Source organism: Solirubrobacter soli DSM 22325, assembly GCF_000423665.1.
GTDB classification, from domain to species: Bacteria; Actinomycetota; Thermoleophilia; order Solirubrobacterales; family Solirubrobacteraceae; genus Solirubrobacter; species Solirubrobacter soli.
The window spans coordinates 26,644-42,486 of record NZ_AUIK01000033.1; the positions used below are offsets into that span (position 1 = coordinate 26,644).

At 71.2% G+C, this 15,843-nt stretch carries 16 protein-coding genes; 9 read left to right on the forward strand and 7 right to left on the reverse strand.

What is annotated here, in order from left to right:
• Positions 1-4 precede the first annotated feature (4 nt).
• The 3 genes from G569_RS0125605 to G569_RS0125615 are packed head-to-tail and all read left to right on the forward strand — an operon-like array spanning position 5 to position 2,569.
• The gene (locus G569_RS0125605) at positions 5-370 is read left to right on the forward strand and encodes a hypothetical protein (protein WP_028065553.1); all 366 of its coding nucleotides are present in this window, start codon (positions 5-7) and stop codon (positions 368-370) included.
• A 12-nt stretch (positions 371-382) separates the two neighbouring features.
• Positions 383-1,096 carry a TSUP family transporter gene (locus G569_RS0125610; protein ID WP_028065554.1) on the forward strand — a complete coding sequence of 238 codons (714 nt, stop codon included), beginning with the start codon at positions 383-385 and terminating at the stop codon, positions 1,094-1,096.
• 21 nt (positions 1,097-1,117) lie between these two features.
• Positions 1,118-2,569 (forward strand): WS/DGAT/MGAT family O-acyltransferase, encoded by a 1,452-nt coding sequence (locus tag G569_RS0125615; RefSeq protein WP_028065555.1) that lies wholly within the window; start codon positions 1,118-1,120, stop codon positions 2,567-2,569.
• Here the strand turns inward: G569_RS0125615 and G569_RS51500 are convergent.
• Both G569_RS51500 and G569_RS0125625 read right to left on the reverse strand, forming a co-directional pair.
• Positions 2,566-3,786 (reverse strand): nitric oxide synthase oxygenase, encoded by a 1,221-nt coding sequence (locus G569_RS51500; RefSeq protein WP_053226972.1) that lies wholly within the window; start codon positions 3,784-3,786, stop codon positions 2,566-2,568. The two genes, G569_RS0125615 and G569_RS51500, sit on opposite strands and share 4 nt — an antisense overlap.
• A gap of 64 nt (positions 3,787-3,850) precedes the next feature.
• On the reverse strand, positions 3,851-4,147 hold the full coding sequence (locus G569_RS0125625) for a metal-sulfur cluster assembly factor (protein WP_157592309.1): 297 nt from the start codon (positions 4,145-4,147) through the stop codon (positions 3,851-3,853).
• 99 nt (positions 4,148-4,246) lie between these two features.
• Between G569_RS0125625 and G569_RS61470 the strand changes: the two genes are divergently transcribed.
• The 4 genes from G569_RS61470 to G569_RS0125645 all read left to right on the forward strand — a co-directional run bounded on the left by G569_RS61470 (position 4,247) and on the right by G569_RS0125645 (position 6,589).
• Positions 4,247-4,549, forward strand: coding sequence for an STAS domain-containing protein (locus G569_RS61470; RefSeq protein ID WP_371683487.1), 303 nt, complete (start codon positions 4,247-4,249; stop codon positions 4,547-4,549).
• An 89-nt stretch (positions 4,550-4,638) separates the two neighbouring features.
• Entirely contained in the window at positions 4,639-5,112 is a 474-nt protein-coding gene (locus G569_RS51505) for an FxsA family protein (protein WP_064750448.1), read from the forward strand.
• Entirely contained in the window at positions 5,109-5,954 is an 846-nt protein-coding gene (locus G569_RS0125640) for a DUF7064 domain-containing protein (RefSeq protein ID WP_028065557.1), read from the forward strand. Before G569_RS51505 ends, G569_RS0125640 begins: the two co-directional genes overlap by 4 nt.
• Positions 5,951-6,589, forward strand: a complete 639-nt coding sequence (locus G569_RS0125645; protein ID WP_028065558.1) for an HAD family hydrolase — start codon at positions 5,951-5,953, stop codon at positions 6,587-6,589. The genes G569_RS0125640 and G569_RS0125645 overlap by 4 nt, the downstream gene beginning before the upstream one ends.
• Before the next feature lie 39 nt (positions 6,590-6,628).
• On the opposite strand, the gene G569_RS0125650 is transcribed toward G569_RS0125645, so the two are convergent.
• Positions 6,629-7,084 carry a hypothetical protein gene (locus G569_RS0125650; RefSeq protein WP_028065559.1) on the reverse strand — a complete coding sequence of 152 codons (456 nt, stop codon included), beginning with the start codon at positions 7,082-7,084 and terminating at the stop codon, positions 6,629-6,631.
• Between the two features lie 46 nt (positions 7,085-7,130).
• Between G569_RS0125650 and G569_RS0125655 the strand changes: the two genes are divergently transcribed.
• Positions 7,131-8,069: a hypothetical protein gene (locus tag G569_RS0125655; protein ID WP_157592310.1), complete on the forward strand. Its 939-nt coding sequence runs from the start codon at positions 7,131-7,133 to the stop codon at positions 8,067-8,069.
• A 21-nt stretch (positions 8,070-8,090) separates the two neighbouring features.
• Here the strand turns inward: G569_RS0125655 and G569_RS51510 are convergent, their stop codons facing one another.
• Genes G569_RS51510 through G569_RS0125670 form a run of 3 tightly spaced genes read right to left on the reverse strand, consistent with a single transcriptional unit; the run spans position 8,091 to position 14,362 of the window.
• Positions 8,091-10,952, reverse strand: coding sequence for a M36 family metallopeptidase (locus G569_RS51510; protein ID WP_053226973.1), 2,862 nt, complete (start codon positions 10,950-10,952; stop codon positions 8,091-8,093).
• Entirely contained in the window at positions 10,949-13,738 is a 2,790-nt protein-coding gene (locus G569_RS51515; RefSeq protein WP_053226974.1) for a M36 family metallopeptidase, read from the reverse strand. The genes G569_RS51510 and G569_RS51515 overlap by 4 nt, the downstream gene beginning before the upstream one ends.
• A 36-nt stretch (positions 13,739-13,774) precedes the next feature.
• Positions 13,775-14,362 (reverse strand): TetR family transcriptional regulator, encoded by a 588-nt coding sequence (locus G569_RS0125670; protein WP_028065561.1) that lies wholly within the window; start codon positions 14,360-14,362, stop codon positions 13,775-13,777.
• Positions 14,363-14,390: 28 nt separating this feature from the next.
• Here G569_RS0125670 and G569_RS0125675 point away from each other — a divergent pair, with 28 nt between their 5' ends.
• Complete coding sequence (locus G569_RS0125675) at positions 14,391-14,870, forward strand: SRPBCC family protein (RefSeq protein WP_037499144.1); 480 nt, start codon at positions 14,391-14,393, stop codon at positions 14,868-14,870.
• On the opposite strand, the gene G569_RS0125680 is transcribed toward G569_RS0125675, so the two are convergent.
• A complete protein-coding gene (locus G569_RS0125680; RefSeq protein ID WP_157592311.1) occupies positions 14,867-15,841 on the reverse strand; it encodes a hypothetical protein in 975 nt (324 codons plus the stop codon). The two genes, G569_RS0125675 and G569_RS0125680, sit on opposite strands and share 4 nt — an antisense overlap.
• Between the last annotated feature and the right edge of the window lie 2 nt (positions 15,842-15,843).

The following is a 15,843-nucleotide window of genomic DNA, read 5'->3' on the forward strand; positions in this document are numbered from 1 at the left end:
CACCATGCCCCGCACGCTCTCGCTGCTCGCCGCGTTCGCGAGCCCCGTCTTCCTCTGTGCGGCGATCGCCGGGTGGCTGTTCGAGGTCTGGCCGGCCACGCCCTTGACGCTCGGCGTCTCGGCGGTGCTCGTCACCGGCGGGCCGATCCTCGGCATCCTCCACGTGGCGACCGCGGGCCGCGACGACGACGTGGAGATCGAGGAGGAGCAGGCGATGCCGACGCTCGTCATCCAACCCGCTCCTGAGCCGATCAAGCTCACCGCGAAGGCCGAGGCGGCGCGCCGCTTCGCCAACTGGCGCGACACGCCCAACGAAGCGATCACCCAGCGCGAGCGCGCTCGCCGCGCCAACCAGCACGCACGCGGCTAGCCTGCCCCGGCGGTGCTCGTCGCCGCCGCATGTCTGGGGGTCGTGGCCGGCGCGATGCTGCAGGCCGCGACCGGGTTCGGCTTCTCGCTGCTCGCCGCGCCGCTGCTGTTCGCCGCGATCGGGCCGGAGCCGGCGGTGATCCTGCTGCTCGTCCTCGGCCTCGAGGTCAATGTCCTGACGTTGGGGACCGAACGCCGGCGCCCGCGACCGTTGCGGGAAGCGACGGTCACGATGCTCGCCTGGTCGCTGCCGGGCGCACTCGCCGGGGTCGCCGTGCTGCGCTCGCTCCCGGGCGCCGCGCTGCAGGTGGCGGTGACGCTCGGCGTCGTGGCGACGCTCGCGGCGCGGCGGGTCCGCGAGGCGCACGTCCCCGCCTGGGTGGCGGGCGCGACGGCGGGGGCGCTGACGACCTCGACCTCGACCAACGGGCCGCCGATGCTGCTGCACCTGCTCGGCCGCGGCGCCACCCCGGAGCAGGTCCGCGACACGCTCACGACGTGCTTCATCGGGCTCGCGGGGATCGGCGCGATCGCCCTCTTCGCCACCGGCGATCCGGAGCTTCCGGACGGTCGCCTCCTGGTCGGCCTGCTGCCCGGCGTGCTCGCCGGCCACCTCGTCGGACGGCGCGGTTTCGCGCGCCTAGCAGAAGGCGGCCGCTATGAGCTTGTCCTCACGGTCGTATTGCTCGCGGCCGTCGTAGTTGGCCTCATCGGTGCACTCCTCTGAACCCGTTACGCTTGCGAACGAATGGCGCAGTCTCACGGGGACCGGCTTTCAGCCGTCGACGCCTCGTTCCTCGCGCAGGAGCGGGCGAACAGCCACATGCACGTCGGAGCCGTGCTGATCTTCGAGGGCCCGGCACCGGCGTATGACGATTTCCTGAACCACATCCGGTCGCGCCTGCACCTCGTACCGCGCTACCGGCACAAGCTCGCGTTCCCCCCGCTCGAGACCGGTCGCCCGATCTGGGTCGACGATCGCAACTTCAACCTCGAGTACCACGTCCGCCACACGGCGCTGCCGCAGCCGGGCTCGGAGGAGCAGCTGCGGGCGCTCGCCGCGCGCATCCACTCGCAGCGGCTGGATCGCGCCAAGCCCTTGTGGGAGACGTGGCTCGTCCAGGGGTTGGAGCGCGGTCGCTTCGCGCTGATCTCCAAGTCGCACCACGCGTTGGTCGACGGGATCTCCGGCGTCGACCTGATGACCGTGCTCTTCGACGCGACGCCGATCCCGCAGGTCGCCCCGCATGAGGGCGAGCCGTGGATGGCCGAGAGCGAGCCCGGGCCGCTGCAGCTCGCCGCGCGCGGCGTGAAGGGCCTCGCCCGGCTGCCGTTCGAGCTGGCCGGCGGCGCCCTGACCGCCGCCACCCATCCGGCGACCTCGCTGGATGTGGTCAAGGAGGCGCTCGAAGGGATCGGCGAGGTCGCCTGGGCGGGGCTGAACCCGGCGCCCGAGACGCCGTTGAACGTGCCGATCGGGCCGCACCGGCGGTTGTCGTTCGTGCGCAACGACCTCAGCGACCTCAAGCTCGTCAAGAACACGCTCGGCGGCACCGTCAACGACGTCGTGCTCACGGTCGTCGCGGGCGGGTTGCGCTGCTGGCTGCGTTCGCGCGGCGTGCGTACGGAAGGGCTCGAGCTGCGCGCGCTCGTGCCGGTGTCGGTGCGCTCCAAGGACCAGCACCACGAGCTCGGCAACCGGATCGTGGTGATGCGCGGGCCGCTGCCGGTCTACGTCGAGGACCCGGTCGCGCGGTTGCGGGTCGTGCGCCAGGCGATGGACGGGCTCAAGGACTCCAAGCAGGCCGTCGGCGCCGAGGTGATCACCGGCCTGGAGGCGCTGGCGCCGCCGACGATCCTCGCGCAGGCCTCGCGCCTGCAGTTCTCGACGCGGCTCTTCAACCTGCTCGTCACCAACGTGCCCGGCCCGCAGTTCCCCCTGTACGTGCTCGGCCGCGAGCTCGAGGACCTGTTCCCGGTCGCGTTCCTGCCCGAGAACCAGTCGCTGGCCGTCGCGATCATGTCCTACAACGGCAAGATGGACTTCGGCCTGCTCGGCGACTACGACGCGATGCCCGACCTCGAGGAGCTCGGTGACGCGTTGAAGGAATCGCTCGAGGAGCTCGTCGAAGCCGCGGGCGGGCGCAAGCCGAAGCGCCGCAAGCGTGCCGCGACGCCGCGCAAGCTCGAGCCCGCTTAGGAGCCGAGTGCCGGCCGGCGGATCAGCGCCGGCAGCTGGAAGACGTCCTCGAACTCGCGGTGGAAGTTCGGGGACAGAGAGGCGGAGATCGGCGGCACCATCCACGCCCACTCCGCGTTGACCGGGCAGCCCTTCTTCTCCTCCGAGACCGTCCACTTGTGGAACTTCTGGGCGGCCGTGTGGTGGTCGTCCATCCGGATGCCGGCCTTGTCGTAGGAGTGCAGCACCGCGGTCGTGAGCTCGATCACGGCGCGGTCCTTCCACAGCGAGCGCGCGTCGGACGTGTCGATCCCCAGCGCCTCGGCGATCTCCGGCAGGAGGTTGTAGCGGTACTCGTCGGTGAAGTCGCGCGCCGAGATCTCCGGCGCGATGTACCAGCCCGTGAACGGCGCCAGCGGGTAGGTGATGCCGCCGATCGACAGCGCGTTGTCCGAGATCGACGGAAAGCCCCACCAGCGCAGGCCGAGCTCGGCCAGGCCCTCGATCGCCGGATGCTCGATCTCGACCTCGTGCGCGAGCTCGGACGGAACCTCATGAAGGCTGACCTTGCCGTCCGCGGTCTGGACGATCAGCGGGAGGATGTCGAACATCCCCTCCTTGGCCGGCTTCCAGCCGTGCGCCTTGGCGAGGTCGGTGATGTGGATCGTGTTCGGGTCGCCGACGACCGTGCCGTCCGCCTGCCGATGCCCGGCGTAGGAGATCAGCTGGCTGTTCCACACCTGCGCCGCCGACTCGCCCGGCTTGAGCGGCGCGAAGATCGTGATCGTCGGCTTGATGCGGCCCTTGTTGAAGACGAACTCGCCGTGGTCGAGGCAGCCCTTGGCGATGCCCTCGGCGTCCGTCACGTCGCGCAGATCGCGCACCGTCAGCCCGCGCCAGTAGAGCTTGCCGATGCACCGCGTGTTGTTGCGCCACGCGAGCCGCGCCCCGACCGTCAGCTCTTCGGCCGTGTGCACGTACGTGCCGGTCTCGGCGATCTCCTTGATGACGTCCTGCACCCGCAGCCGCCATTCGGCGTCCGTGAGCGTCCCGTGCTCCTTGTAGAGCTCGAAGAACTCGCGCACTTCCTTCGGGTTCGGGCCGCCCTCGAGGTCGGCGAACGCGGGTGCGGCGGTCTCTGTGGCGGACGATGCGAGATCGGCGACCCAGTGCACCGGGCAACCGGTGACCGCGGGCGTCGTCTCGGTCTCGACAGTGGGCGCGAGGTTCGGGGTCACGCCCCGGGTATTCGGACCGCTTCAGGCCACCTTTAGCCTGACTGGACGATCGGAGAGGGGCGCCTCAATAGCCGAGCGCGAACTTGGCGTCCTCGGACATCTTGTCCGGGGTCCAGGGCGGCGTGAAGACCATGTTCGGGATCACCTGCTCGACGCCCGGGAGCTCGCCGATGAACTCCTGCATCTGTTCGGAGACCTGCGGGCCGATCGGACAGGCGGGGGTCGTGAGGGTGAATGTCACCGACACGGTGCCGCCGTCGATCTCGACCCCGTAGACCAGGCCGAGCTCCACGAAATCCAGGCCCAGCTCGGGGTCGATGACGTTGGAGAGCGCCTCTAGGACGTCGTCTTGATCGATCATCGTGGAACCGAGTGTAGGAAAGTCAGCGGTTGTGACCTGTACGAACCCCTCGGTTCGTTGTAGCGTGCACCCATCGTCAGCTTCGATGCACAGCTCGCCATCCTCCGCATCGAGGGGGACGAGGACCGGACGACGAGCGGTCGCCGCCGTCGGCCCTTCTCGGCCGCCCTCAACGCGACGCGTGACGTCATCGTCGACCTGTCCGGGCTGACGTTCGCGGACCCGTCGCTGATGATCGACCTGGCGTGTCTCGCGCAGCGCCTGCGCGCGCGTGGCGTGACGCTGTGGCTGGCGCACCCGCAGCCGAACATCCGCACGCTGATCGAGACCGTAGGCCTGCACCGGCTTCCGGCCGTGCGCATCGGCGGCGGCCCCGCCGCCGCAAAGCCCGCCTTCACCTAGACGTACAGGCGATGCAGCCCCTCCGCCCCACCCCGATCATCCGACCTTAAGGCGTCGGACACCCGAGCGCTCTACGCTCGGCGGACTCCATGCCGCTGCTCCTCGTCATCCTCTTCATCGTCGTCCCCATCGCCGAGTTGGCGGTGCTCATCCAGGTCGGTCAAGCGATCGGCGTCTGGTGGACGATCCTGCTCCTGGTCGCCGACGCGATCCTCGGCTCGTGGCTGCTGCGCACGCAGAGCCGCGCCGCGTGGCGGCGCTTCAACGAGGCCCTGGCCGGCGGGCGCGTCCCGCACCGTGAGGTGGTCGACGGCGTGCTCGTGATCTTCGGCGGCGTCCTGCTGCTCACGCCCGGGTTCATCACGGACATCTTCGGCGTGCTGTTCCTCTTCCCGCCCACGCGCGTGCTGCTGCGGGGCCTGTTGGTACGTCGCGGCGCGCTGAAGCTGATGGGCTCGATGCCGATGACCGCCACGCCGCCCAACGGCCGCTTCCGCTCTCCCGACGACGTGGAGAGCACCGCCGTGGACATCGACCCTGACCGCCTGGACCCGCCGCGGTGAGCGCCCTCGGTCCCGAGGCGCCGCGTTCCCTGCGCAAACCGGGGGACACGGACGCCGTCACCTTCTCGTGGGCGGACGGTCGCGCGGGCGTCTACGGGCTCGCGCGGGTCGCCTCCGGGTTGCTCGCCGACGGCACCACGTCGCACAGCGTGCTGGCGGTCGGCTTCGCGGGCCGTGAGACCCTGGGCGCGATCGCCGAGGCGGGCGCGACGCCGCCCGCCGAGCTGACGACCGCGATCGAGGAGCCGCTCGAGCGCTGGACGGTCTCGGGGGCCGGTGAGATCGAGTTCTCGCTGACCTTCGAGGCGCTGACACCGCCGGCCGAGTACGGCGGGCGCATGGCCCTCGTCAAGACCGGCGGGATGGAGGGCTACGAGCAGCTCTGCCGCGTGCGCGGGACGATGGCGGGCCGCGAGATCGACGGCCTCGGCCAGCGCGGGCACTCGTGGGGCAATCCGGACTGGGACAAGATCGCGCTGACGCGCTCGGTCAGCGCGTGGTTCGACGACGGGACCGGCTGCGTGCTCTCGACGGTGCGCTCGATCAAGACCGACAATCACGCCGACGAGGCGATCTGGGCCGCCGCCTTCGACGGCTCGCGCTTCCTCGCGGTGGACGAGCCGCGGCTCTCGACGACCACCGACGGCGCCGGCCGCCAGGTCCGCGCCGGGCTCGAGCTGTGGATGGACAAGGACGACGACTACCCGACGCGCGGCCTCGGCGAGGTCATCACCGGCTCGACCCTGGAGCTCGGCGCGCTGCGCCTGGACGTCGCGTTCTTCGGCTGGCACGTCGAGGGCCGCGTCGCGATCGGCCGCTACGACATCATCCGCCGCGCGTGATCAAGGCCGTCATCTCAGATTTCGGCGGCGTCGTCACGCTGCCGCTGTTCGAGGGGTTCAAGCGCGCGCACGAGGAGCTCGGCGTGCCGATCGAGGCGCTCGGCGTGGCGATGAAGCTGACCGCCGCCCGCAACCCCGAGCCGCCGCTGTGGACGCTCGAGCGCGGCCAGATGACCGAAGCCGACTTCCTCGCCGGCCTCGAAGCCGCGCTCACCGAGGTGACCGGCACCGCCGTCACGCTGGACGGCTACGGCGCGCTGCTGATGGGCAAGCTCGAGCCCAACGAACCCCTTCTGGCTCGCTATCGCGAGCTACGCGAAGCAGGCGTCCGGCTGGCGATCCTGACCAACAACGTCCGCGAGTGGCACGACATCTGGCGCACGGCGTTCGACATCGACGCGCTCTTCGAGCTCGTCGTGGACTCCGCCTTCGAGGGCACCCGTAAGCCCGAGCCGCGGATCTACGAGCTGACGCTGAGTCGCCTCGGCCTGGCCCCGCCGGATTGCGTCTTCATCGACGACGTCGAGGTCAACGTGACGGCAGCGAACGAACTGGGTCTCCACGGCATCCACTTCCGCGACACCGACCAGGTGCTCGCCGAACTCGACGCCGCGCTCGACGGTGCCGCGCCTTGAGGTCGGATGATCGGGGTGGGGCGGAGGGGCTGCCCCGCCTTAATTTTCCGAGCCGAGGCGGTCCCAGACGTAGAGCTCGAGGCACTCGGCCAGGAGCTCGGTCGCGCGCTCGCGCGACAGCCACGGCAGGACGCTCTCCAGCGCCTGCTCCTCGGCGACGCCCGCGTTGAACGCGTCCTCGCCGCGCAGGCCGGCGGCGATCTTCAGCGCCTCGCGCCGGTTCTCGCCGAGCGACTTGAACGCACCGACGAGGAAGTCCTTGTTGGCGAGCGGGGTGCCGACCTCCATCGAGGCATGCCACGCAGCGAGCATCGAGAGGTCGTGTTCGTCGAGGTCCGCCACCGCTTTGGCGTAATGGGACGCCAGCTCGGACTCCGGGATCTCGTCGACCCAGGCGCGCACGAGCTCGCCGAGCAACTGCCGGCGGGCCTCGCGGCCGACCGATTCCGCGATCACGCGGATGGCGTCCTGCGGCTCAATGAAGCACAGTGGCATGACGAAGCTCACGGTACGGGGTGCGTCGGACGGCACAATGTCCTTGGTGGCCGGCCGCTACGAGTCCTGGTTTCTCAGCGCGCGCGACGTCGAGCCCGGGCGACCGCCCCGAGCGCTCTGGATTCGCCACACCACGCATCGCGCCGCGGGTGAGACGGCGTCATCGAGCGCTCTGTGGTGCACGGTCTTCGACCCTGGCGCGGGTGCTCCGTCGGCCGTCAAGCAGTCATCGCCGGGACCGCCGGACGGCGCGGATCCGAGCGGCTTCCGCGGCGAGGCCCGGGCGCGCGGCCGGATGGCGGAATGGAGCCTCGCCCTCTCGGGCGCGGGCGCCCCGCTGCGGCACCTGCGGCCCGGCGCCCTGTACCGGCTTCCGTTCCCCCGCACGAAGCTCGAAGCCCCCGTGCCGGACGGGATCGCGTCCGGGCGCCTCGTCTTCGACGGCGCCGAGCTCGACGTCGTCGGCTGGCGCGCGACCGTCGGCCACAACTGGGGCGCCGAGCACGCCGAGCGGTGGGTGTGGCTGCACGCCGCGGGCTTCGAGGACGAGCCGGATGCGTGGCTGGAGCTCGCGATCGCCCGCGTACGCGTCGGCGGCGCCCTCACGCCCTGGATCGCCAACGGCGCCGTCGCGTTCGCCGGCCGCCGCTTCCGGCTCGGCGGGCTCGGCCACGTCTCCGGCGTGCGCGTGGTCGCCGGCCCCGGCCGCCTCGAGGCGATGGTCCCCGGCCAGCGCGTCACGATCCGCGTCGCCGTCCACGCCGACCTCGACCAGACCGTCGGCTTCAAGTACGCGGGCGTGACCGGCGACCCCGTGGGCGGCGAGCGCGAGGTCCTGCACGCCGGCCTCGCCGAGGTCCGCCTCGGCATCCGCCGCCCGAGCCGCAGCTCCGCCGAGCTGTTCACCAAGTGCGGCGGCGCCTACGAGCTCGGCGGCCGCGAGTTCACCCACGGCGTCCCCCTCCAGCCCTACCCCGACCCCTGAACCTAAAGGGGCCTGACCCCTTTACCTTTTCAGCGTGACCTGGGCGGAGCGGGAGACCGGGGCGGTGCCCGCGTAGTTCGCGGTGGCCTTGATGCGGGCGCGGTAGGTGCGGGACTTCGGGCCCTTCTGGAGCGCCTTCTTGGCCTTCTTGTTCAGGCGCAGCGTGAGCTCGGTGCGGCCCGCCTTGACGCCCTTCTGGGTCAGCGTGCCCGCGACGAGCTTCTTGCCCAGCCCGAGCTTCTTCGCCGTCGGCCGGTCGACGGTCAGCTGCGCGTTGACGTCGCACACCTGCGCGCACACGACCTTGAACTTGACGGTCGTCTTGCCGCGCTGGGGGAAGATGAAGCCGGGCGGCTCAGGCCCGGTCGGCGTCGGCGTCGGGACGGGGGTCGGGACCGGCGTCTGGACCGCCTGGACCGCGGCCGCCGGGGCGCCGTGCACGCCGAACTCGGTCATGTCGAAGAAGCCGCCGCCGCCCTGCGCGCTGAGCAGCGTCAGCCGCACGTGCCGCACGCCCGCCGCCGAGGCTGGGATCTGGTTGAGCCGGTGGCGGTCGGAGAAGCCGAACGTGCCCGCCGCGGCGATCGCCCACGGGCCGGCCGGCGACGACTGCGACGTCTCGATCGTGAAGGCCCCGGTCGCCGAGGACGCGTCGTCGCCGCACGCCTCCGCCGGATCGGCCTCGAAGCCGCTGACGTCGACGGGGCCCGGCAACGTGACCACGATCGACTTGCCGAGGCCCGAGGCGTCGGTGGACCAGCCGCTGCCCTGGGACTGGTCGAGCGCCGCGTCGGGACCGCAGCCCTGGTCGGCGTAGTCGGCGCTGCCGGCGCCGGGGGTGACGATGGCGCCGCCGGGGAGCGCGGCCCAGTTGCGGGTGAGCGGCCGGTTCACGATGGCCGCCGCGCTCGCGGGCACGGTGACCGGCACGGAGACGGGGTCATAGCCGGGAGCACTGATCACGAGGCTCGGGAATATACGTGCGGGGACGCCGGTGATGGCGTAGTTGCCGGAGCCGTCGGTCGTCGTCGCCAGCCTGTCCGGACCGGCTGCGAGCCCGTTGATCGCGACCTTCGCGCCACCGATGCGCGCGCCGGTCACGGCATCGGTGATCGAGCCGGTGATCGTCCCGCGCGGGTCGCCGGCGGCCGGCGGCGCCGAGAAGTCCTGCGCCGGCGCGCCCGTGGCCGGGTCGGCGGTCGCGTAGTAGCCCATCCCGCGGGTGCGGAAGACGCCCCAGATGGTGGCGCGCTGGGTGCCGCCGGCGGCCTGGTCGGCGAGCAGGATCCCGTTGCGCGCGTCCAGGAACGACGGCTCGGGCGGGGTCAGCCGCATGCCGTCCGTGATCAGCCGCCGCGCCGCGACCGCCCCGACCGCGTCGCGCAGATCCCACAGCGTCTCCGCCCAGATCTCGCCGTCGGCGTGGACCTCGGGCCCGCTGTCGATGCGCCCGAAGTCGCCGTACGTGTAGCCACCCGCTCCGGCGCTCCCCGCCCCCGGGCATGCGATCGTCGCCGCCACCGGGCAGTCGAGCCCTTGCGTGCGCAGCGTGTGCGGCGTCGCGTCGGTGTAGCTGCCCATGTCGACCTCGTTCTGGGCCGCGGTGTTCAGGGCGGGGAACTGGGAGACGAGGAAGTCCTTGGCGTACCAGTCGCTCCAGCCCTCACCCATCGCGCCCGCCTGCGGCGAGTTCAGCGCGCCGCGCCCGGCCGCGTCGGTGATGAGCCGGTTCGAGAGGCCGTGCGTGTACTCGTGGTAGAGCACCGACCCGTCGTCGCCGCCGTTCATCGCCCGGAAGCCCGACCCGGCGAACAGGTACATCTGCATCGTCGGCGAGCGCCCGTCGGGCAGCGTCAGCATGTTGGCGTTGTTGATGTGGCCGGCGTTGGGCAGGGTCGCCGCGCCGTCGTCGGTCTGCACGATCACCGGGTCGACGCCCTTGAAGCCGTCGAACCCGATCCCCCCGCCCGCGAGCCAGTCGTGGAAGCGGTTGGCGAAGTAGAAGGCCTGCACCGCGTTCTGCTCGCGGTTGTCGGTCCAGTTCGTCCCGGCCCCGCTCCACGAGCACGGGTTGGCGGCCGTGCAGCTCGCGCCGCCCTTGGTCTGGAGCGTGTACTGCCCCGGGATGACCTCCTCGCCGGGACCCACGGTGTCGCTGTCGTCGAGGTCCGAGAACGTGCGGGCGAACTGCCCGGAGAGCCGCGTCGAGCCCGGCGTCAGCCAGCCGTTGGTCTCGAGGTCGACGGTGTTCGCCGTGCCGCCGATCCCGTTGCCCGGATGGTTCTCCCAGACCTTGGCGTTGGTGGCGGACTTGACCATGTTCACCCGCCGGCGGACGTTGCCGGTGCGGGCGTCCACGAACGCGTCCCAGACCGCGGTCGAGGACTCGCGGTAGGTCACCCTCCAGACAAGGCGGCGGTCGTCGAGCGCGAGCTCGGCCTCAGAGCCGTCGCCGTAGGTCGTCGCGCGCGTCGCGCCCTTGGCGACCTTGTCGATCGGCGTGGCGTGGAAGCTGCCGGTGGCGGCCTGGACCGCGCGCACGGCCTCGCCCGCGGTGACCAGTGGGGTCGTGTTCGCGGCGAGGTCGGGCACCGGGTCGCCGCCGACGTCGAGGACGCTTCCGTCGGGCGCGAGGTCGACCCGGACCTCGCTGTCGGCCGTCGGGATCCCGTCGACGGCCTGCCGGTAGCGGACCGAGGTGACGTTGCCACCGGTCGTGACGGTGGGGGGCTCGAGCGCGGCGATGTCGCCGAGGTCGAGCCCGAGGTCCGCCCGGTGCTCGCGCACGTAGCGCATGGCGACGTCGTCCGGGGCCGCGAGAGCGGCGGCCGGGAAGGCGAGGGTCGCGAGCGCGACGGCGGCGAAGGCGTGGCGGGAGGTCAACGTCTGATGGTCACGCGGCGGCGTTCGACGACGCTACCGGAACGGACCGTCAACGTGGCGACGATTCTCGTGACCTTCGACCAGCGAGCCTTCGACGGGACCTTCACCGTGAAGACCCGGTTGCCCTTGAGCGTCCCCTTGAACGTCGCGATCGTCTTCTTCGTGCGCAGTTTCCGCGCGGTCGCGGCGTCGACGGTCAGCGTGGCGGTGACGGGACACGCGACCGGGCAGCGGGCGATCACGCGGATGGACCGCTTCCCGGACGCCTCGGCCTTGAAGGAGGGCTTGGCCACGGGCGTCGGCGCCGGCGTCACCACCGGGGTCGCGACGGGCGTGGCGGTGGGGGTGGCGGTGACGATGGGTGTGGCCGTCGGGGTGGCGGTCTCCGTCGCGGTGGGCGTGGGGGTCGGCGTGGGCGTCGGCGTCACGACCGCCCCGTCGGCGTAGACCGAGAACGCGGTCATGTCCATGTAGTCCCAGCCCGCCGTCAGCGTGCTGTTGATCGTGACCCGCACGTAGCGGACGCCGCTCTTGCCCGCGGTCGGCGTGACCACGTTCATCCGGTGCCGGTCGCCGAAGACGAACGACGGCGTCGCCGCGGTCGTCCACGTCGCGTTGTTCGGCGAGGTCTCGATCGTCACGCCGCGAGCCGACGCGTCCTCGGAGTCGAAGCATCCCTCGGCCGGGTCGACCTCGAAGTGGTCGACGTCGATCGCCGCCGGCAGCGTGATCGTCATCGTCCGCGATCCGGTCCTCGGCGCCGACCAGGCCGTCCCGGCGTTCTGGTCGAGCGTCGCCAGCGCCCCGCAGCCCTGCGGCGCGAGGTCGTCGCCGCCGCTCACCGTCGCACCGCCCGTCTGCGCGGCCCAGTCGCGGCGCAGCGCCTTGTCGATCGTCGTCGTCTGCCCGCCGGTGACCGTCGCCGGCGTCAGCACGCGGTCGTACCCCGGAGCGGTGACGATCAGGTTCGCGTACGTCCGCGGCGGGACGTCGAAGGAGTACCGGCCATCGCCGTCCGCGTCCGCCACGACCGGGCCGAGCTTGACCTCGGCGTCCGCCAGCGGCGCGCCCGCGAGGTTCGTGATCCGGCCCGCGATCGTGCCGGTCGGGCCGCCTGCCGGCGGCGGCGAGAAGTCCTCGACCGGCTCGACGTCGTCGGACCCTGTGGTGGAGGCGTAGTAGCCCATCCCGCGCGCGGCGAAGACGGTCCAGATCGTGCCGCGCTCCGTGTCGTCGGAGGCCGCGGCGAGGATCGCGTCGCGCTCGTCGAGGAACGTCGGCTCCGGCGGCGAGAGCCGCATCCCCTGCGTGATCACCCGCTCCGCCTCGGTGGTGCCGAGCGCCGTGCGCAGGTCCCACAGCGTCTCGGCCCAGATCTCGCCGTCGTAGTGGACCTCCGGCCCGCCGATGATCTTCCCGAAGTCGCCGTAGGTGTAGCCGCCGGCGCCCGCCGTGCCCTTGCCCGGGCAAGCGGGTGCGGTCGCGCCCACCGGGCAGTCGAGGCCCTGGCTGCGGATCGAGTTCGCGGTCGCGTCGGTGTAGGCGCCCATGTGGACGTCGCCGTTGACGGCGGTGTTGTCCAGCGTCGGGAACTGGTCGACGAGGAAGTCCTTCGCGTACCAGTCGCTCCAGCCCTCGCCCATCGCGCCCGCCTGGGCGGTGTTGAGCGCGCCCGCGCCGCCCGCGTCGCGGATCAGCCGGTTCGAGAGCCCGTGGGTGTACTCGTGGTAGAGGATCGACGCGTCATCGCCGCCGTTGACCGCGCGGTAGCTGCTCGACACGCCCCACAGGTACATCTGCATGATCGGCGACGTCCCGTCCGGCGGCGTGTACATGTTCGCGTTGTTGCGGTGATTGAAGTCCGGTCCTGTGGCCGCGCCGTCGAACGTCTCCAGCCGCAGCCGGTCACCGTTCTCGAACGGCCGGTCGGTGAAGTTGATCGGCGGGGCCGCCAGGTGGTCGTGGAAGCGGTTGGCGAAGTAGAACGCCTGGACCGAGCTCTGATTGACGTTGGTCGTGTAGTTGCCGGGTGGCGTCCACGAGCAGGGCGTCGCCGCGCCGCAACTGCCCGCGGGGACGAAGTCGTAGTCGCCCGGCACGACCTCCGTGCCGCTGCCGACGTCGTTGAGGTCCGCGTAGGCGTGCACGTTGGGCCCGAACAGCTGGTCGTTGCGGCTCAGCCACGGCGAGAGGTCGACGGTGTTCGCCGTACCGCCGGGGACAGCGCCCGGGTGGTTCTCCCACACCTTCGCCGACTTGACCATGTTCACGCGGTGGAGCACGTCGCCGGTGTCGGCGTCGACGACCACGTCCCAGACGGCGTCCGAGGCCGCGCGGTACGTCACCCGCCACGCGAGCCGCTCGCCCCACAGCGTGAGCGCCGACTGCGCGTCGTCGCCATACGCCGTCGCGCGCGTCGCCCCCGCCGGGCCCTTGGTGCGCGGCAGCGAGCGATAGACGCCGACGGCGTCCTGCGCCGCGCGCACGGCCTCGCCCGAGGTCAGCGCCGGCGTCGTGTCCACGGCCGAGACGTCCTGCGGCTCGTCGGCGACGTTGAGCACCTTCTCGCCCGACACGTTGACCCGCAGCTCGTGATCGCCGGCCGGGATGCCGTCGACCTCCGGGCGCCACGTCACGGTGGTCACGCCGCCGGACGTCGTCGTCTCCGGCGGGGCGAGCGTGTCGAAATCCACGTGCGGCAGCTCCGCGCGCACGTAGTCGAGCGCGACGGCGTGCGCGTCCGCGCGCGCCGAGGCGGGCAGCGCGAGCGCTGCGGCGGCGACCACCGCCAGGATGACCCGGGTCCTTGCGATCCGCCGAATCTAGTCGGGATTCGTAAGAACCGACCCCATCTTTCGTTCCATGAGGTCGATGTAGGCCTCCATCGCGGCGTCGACCGCCTCGCGGTTGGAGGTGGCGAGGAGGTCGAGCAGCAGCCCGCGCGTGACGGCGACGCCGAGCCGGGCATGGGCCAGCGCTTCCTCGTGCGCCATCCCGAGCGCCTCCAGGGCGACCGTCGCGAACGGCAGCCACGCGTCGACGATCCCGTCCAGCAGCTCCTCGGTGCCCGGGCGCCCCTGCAGCGCCTGGCCGTAGAGCTCGAAGAACAGCCGCTCGTTGGGCCACAGGGACGGGTCGGAGATGTGGCGCCACCACAGGCGCTGCACGTCGGCCGCGGTCGCGTCCGGGTCGGGCACGACCGCGGCGAACGCGGCCCGCTGGCGCTCCTCGACCGTGCGGATGACCTCGACCCACAGTCCTTCGCGGCCGCCGAAGTGGTGGATCAGCATCCGGTGGCTGGTGCCGATCGCCGCCGCGAGCTCACGCAGGCTGAGGTCGCTGACGCCGCGCGACGCGATGTGCGCGATCGCGGCGTCGAGGAGGCGCCCCCTGGGGTCCTTGCCAGCCATCGATCAAAAGTGTACCGTGTGGTACATCATGACTCCTCCCCAGCCAGTCACCGTCTCCATCGACGTCCCGCAGCCGCGCAGCGCCGTGTACGACCACCTCGACGTGATGGCCAACCACGAGGCCTTCACCGATCACATGCTCACCAACTGGCGCGTGTCCGGGCCGGCCACGGGCATCGGCTCCAAGGCCAACGTGACCACCAAGATGGGCGCGATCTCGGACGAAGCGGAGATCGAGGTCTTCGAGATCGACCCCGGGCGGATGATCCGGGAGCGCTCGGTCGGCGCCAAGGGCAAGCGGATCGCCCACGGCACCTACACGCTGTCAGATCTCCCGAACGGCGGCACCCACATCGAGTTCGAGTTCGCGCTGCAGAAGGTGCCCGCGATGGAGCGGCCGCTCGTCCCCCTCATGCGCAAGATGGTGCGCAAGGGCAACGAGCGTGCGCTGGAGCGCCTGGCCGCCGTGCTCGCGGACGGCCAGACGCAGCAGTCGAAAGCTGCTTAGGGCTTCACGTACTTCTTGATCTCGGCGAGCGCCGGGCGGGCGACCCCACCGGCGACCAGCCCGGCGTCGAACCGGGGCGTGACCGCACCGAACCACGTGTAGACGTAGAGGCGCTTGATCTTCTTGTTGGCCTTGGCCTGCGTGAACATGTACTTCGTCGCCTTCAACTGGCAGGACGAGGCCTTCGAGCAGCCGTGGTAGGTCGACTTCGACCAGAACGACCCGAAGTCATACAGGCCGCCGGTCTCGGTCAGCCAGTACTCCTTGCAGCCGAGCGCGCTCATCAGCGCCTTGGTGCCGGTCGACCGGAAGCGGTTGACGTCGGAGTAGTTGTGGATGCCGCAGATCGTGCGCGGGACCTTCAGGGCCTTGCGGAAGTCCTTGATGTACTTGGCCGTCTTCGTGAACTTGGGGTTCTTGGCCTTGGGATCGTCCGCCTGGTCGAGGATGTCGGCCACGACGATCTTGCAGTCCTTGCACTGCGACGCGACGTAGTTGGTGAACTTGGCCGCCGACGCGGGGCTGCGCGACGTGGGCTGCGTGAAGTGGTTGGCCTCGTTCCACGGCGAGATGACCTTGACCGTGGGGAACAGCTTGAAGAACGCCTTGATCGCAGTCTCGTACTGCTTCTGGCTCGGCAGCTTGCAGATGCCCTTGCCGATGTTCTTCTTCTGGTCGCACTTGGACGTGTCGCCGCGCGAGTGCTGCAGCGAGACGAGGACCTCGATGCCCTGGGCCTGCGCCGACGCGAGGTACTGCGTCAGGCGGACGGCTTCAGCGCCGTTGGGGTCGAGCGCGACGTCGTAGCCGACGATCACCCGGGCCTGCTTGAAGCCCACCCCCTGGAACAGCGGGTCGCCGAACATCGCCGGCTGGTTCTCGGAGATCCCGACCGTGAAGGCGGCCGAGGCGGTGGACGGCACCGCCAGCGCGAGTACGCAGGCAGCGAGAAGTGTGAAACGGGAACGCATCG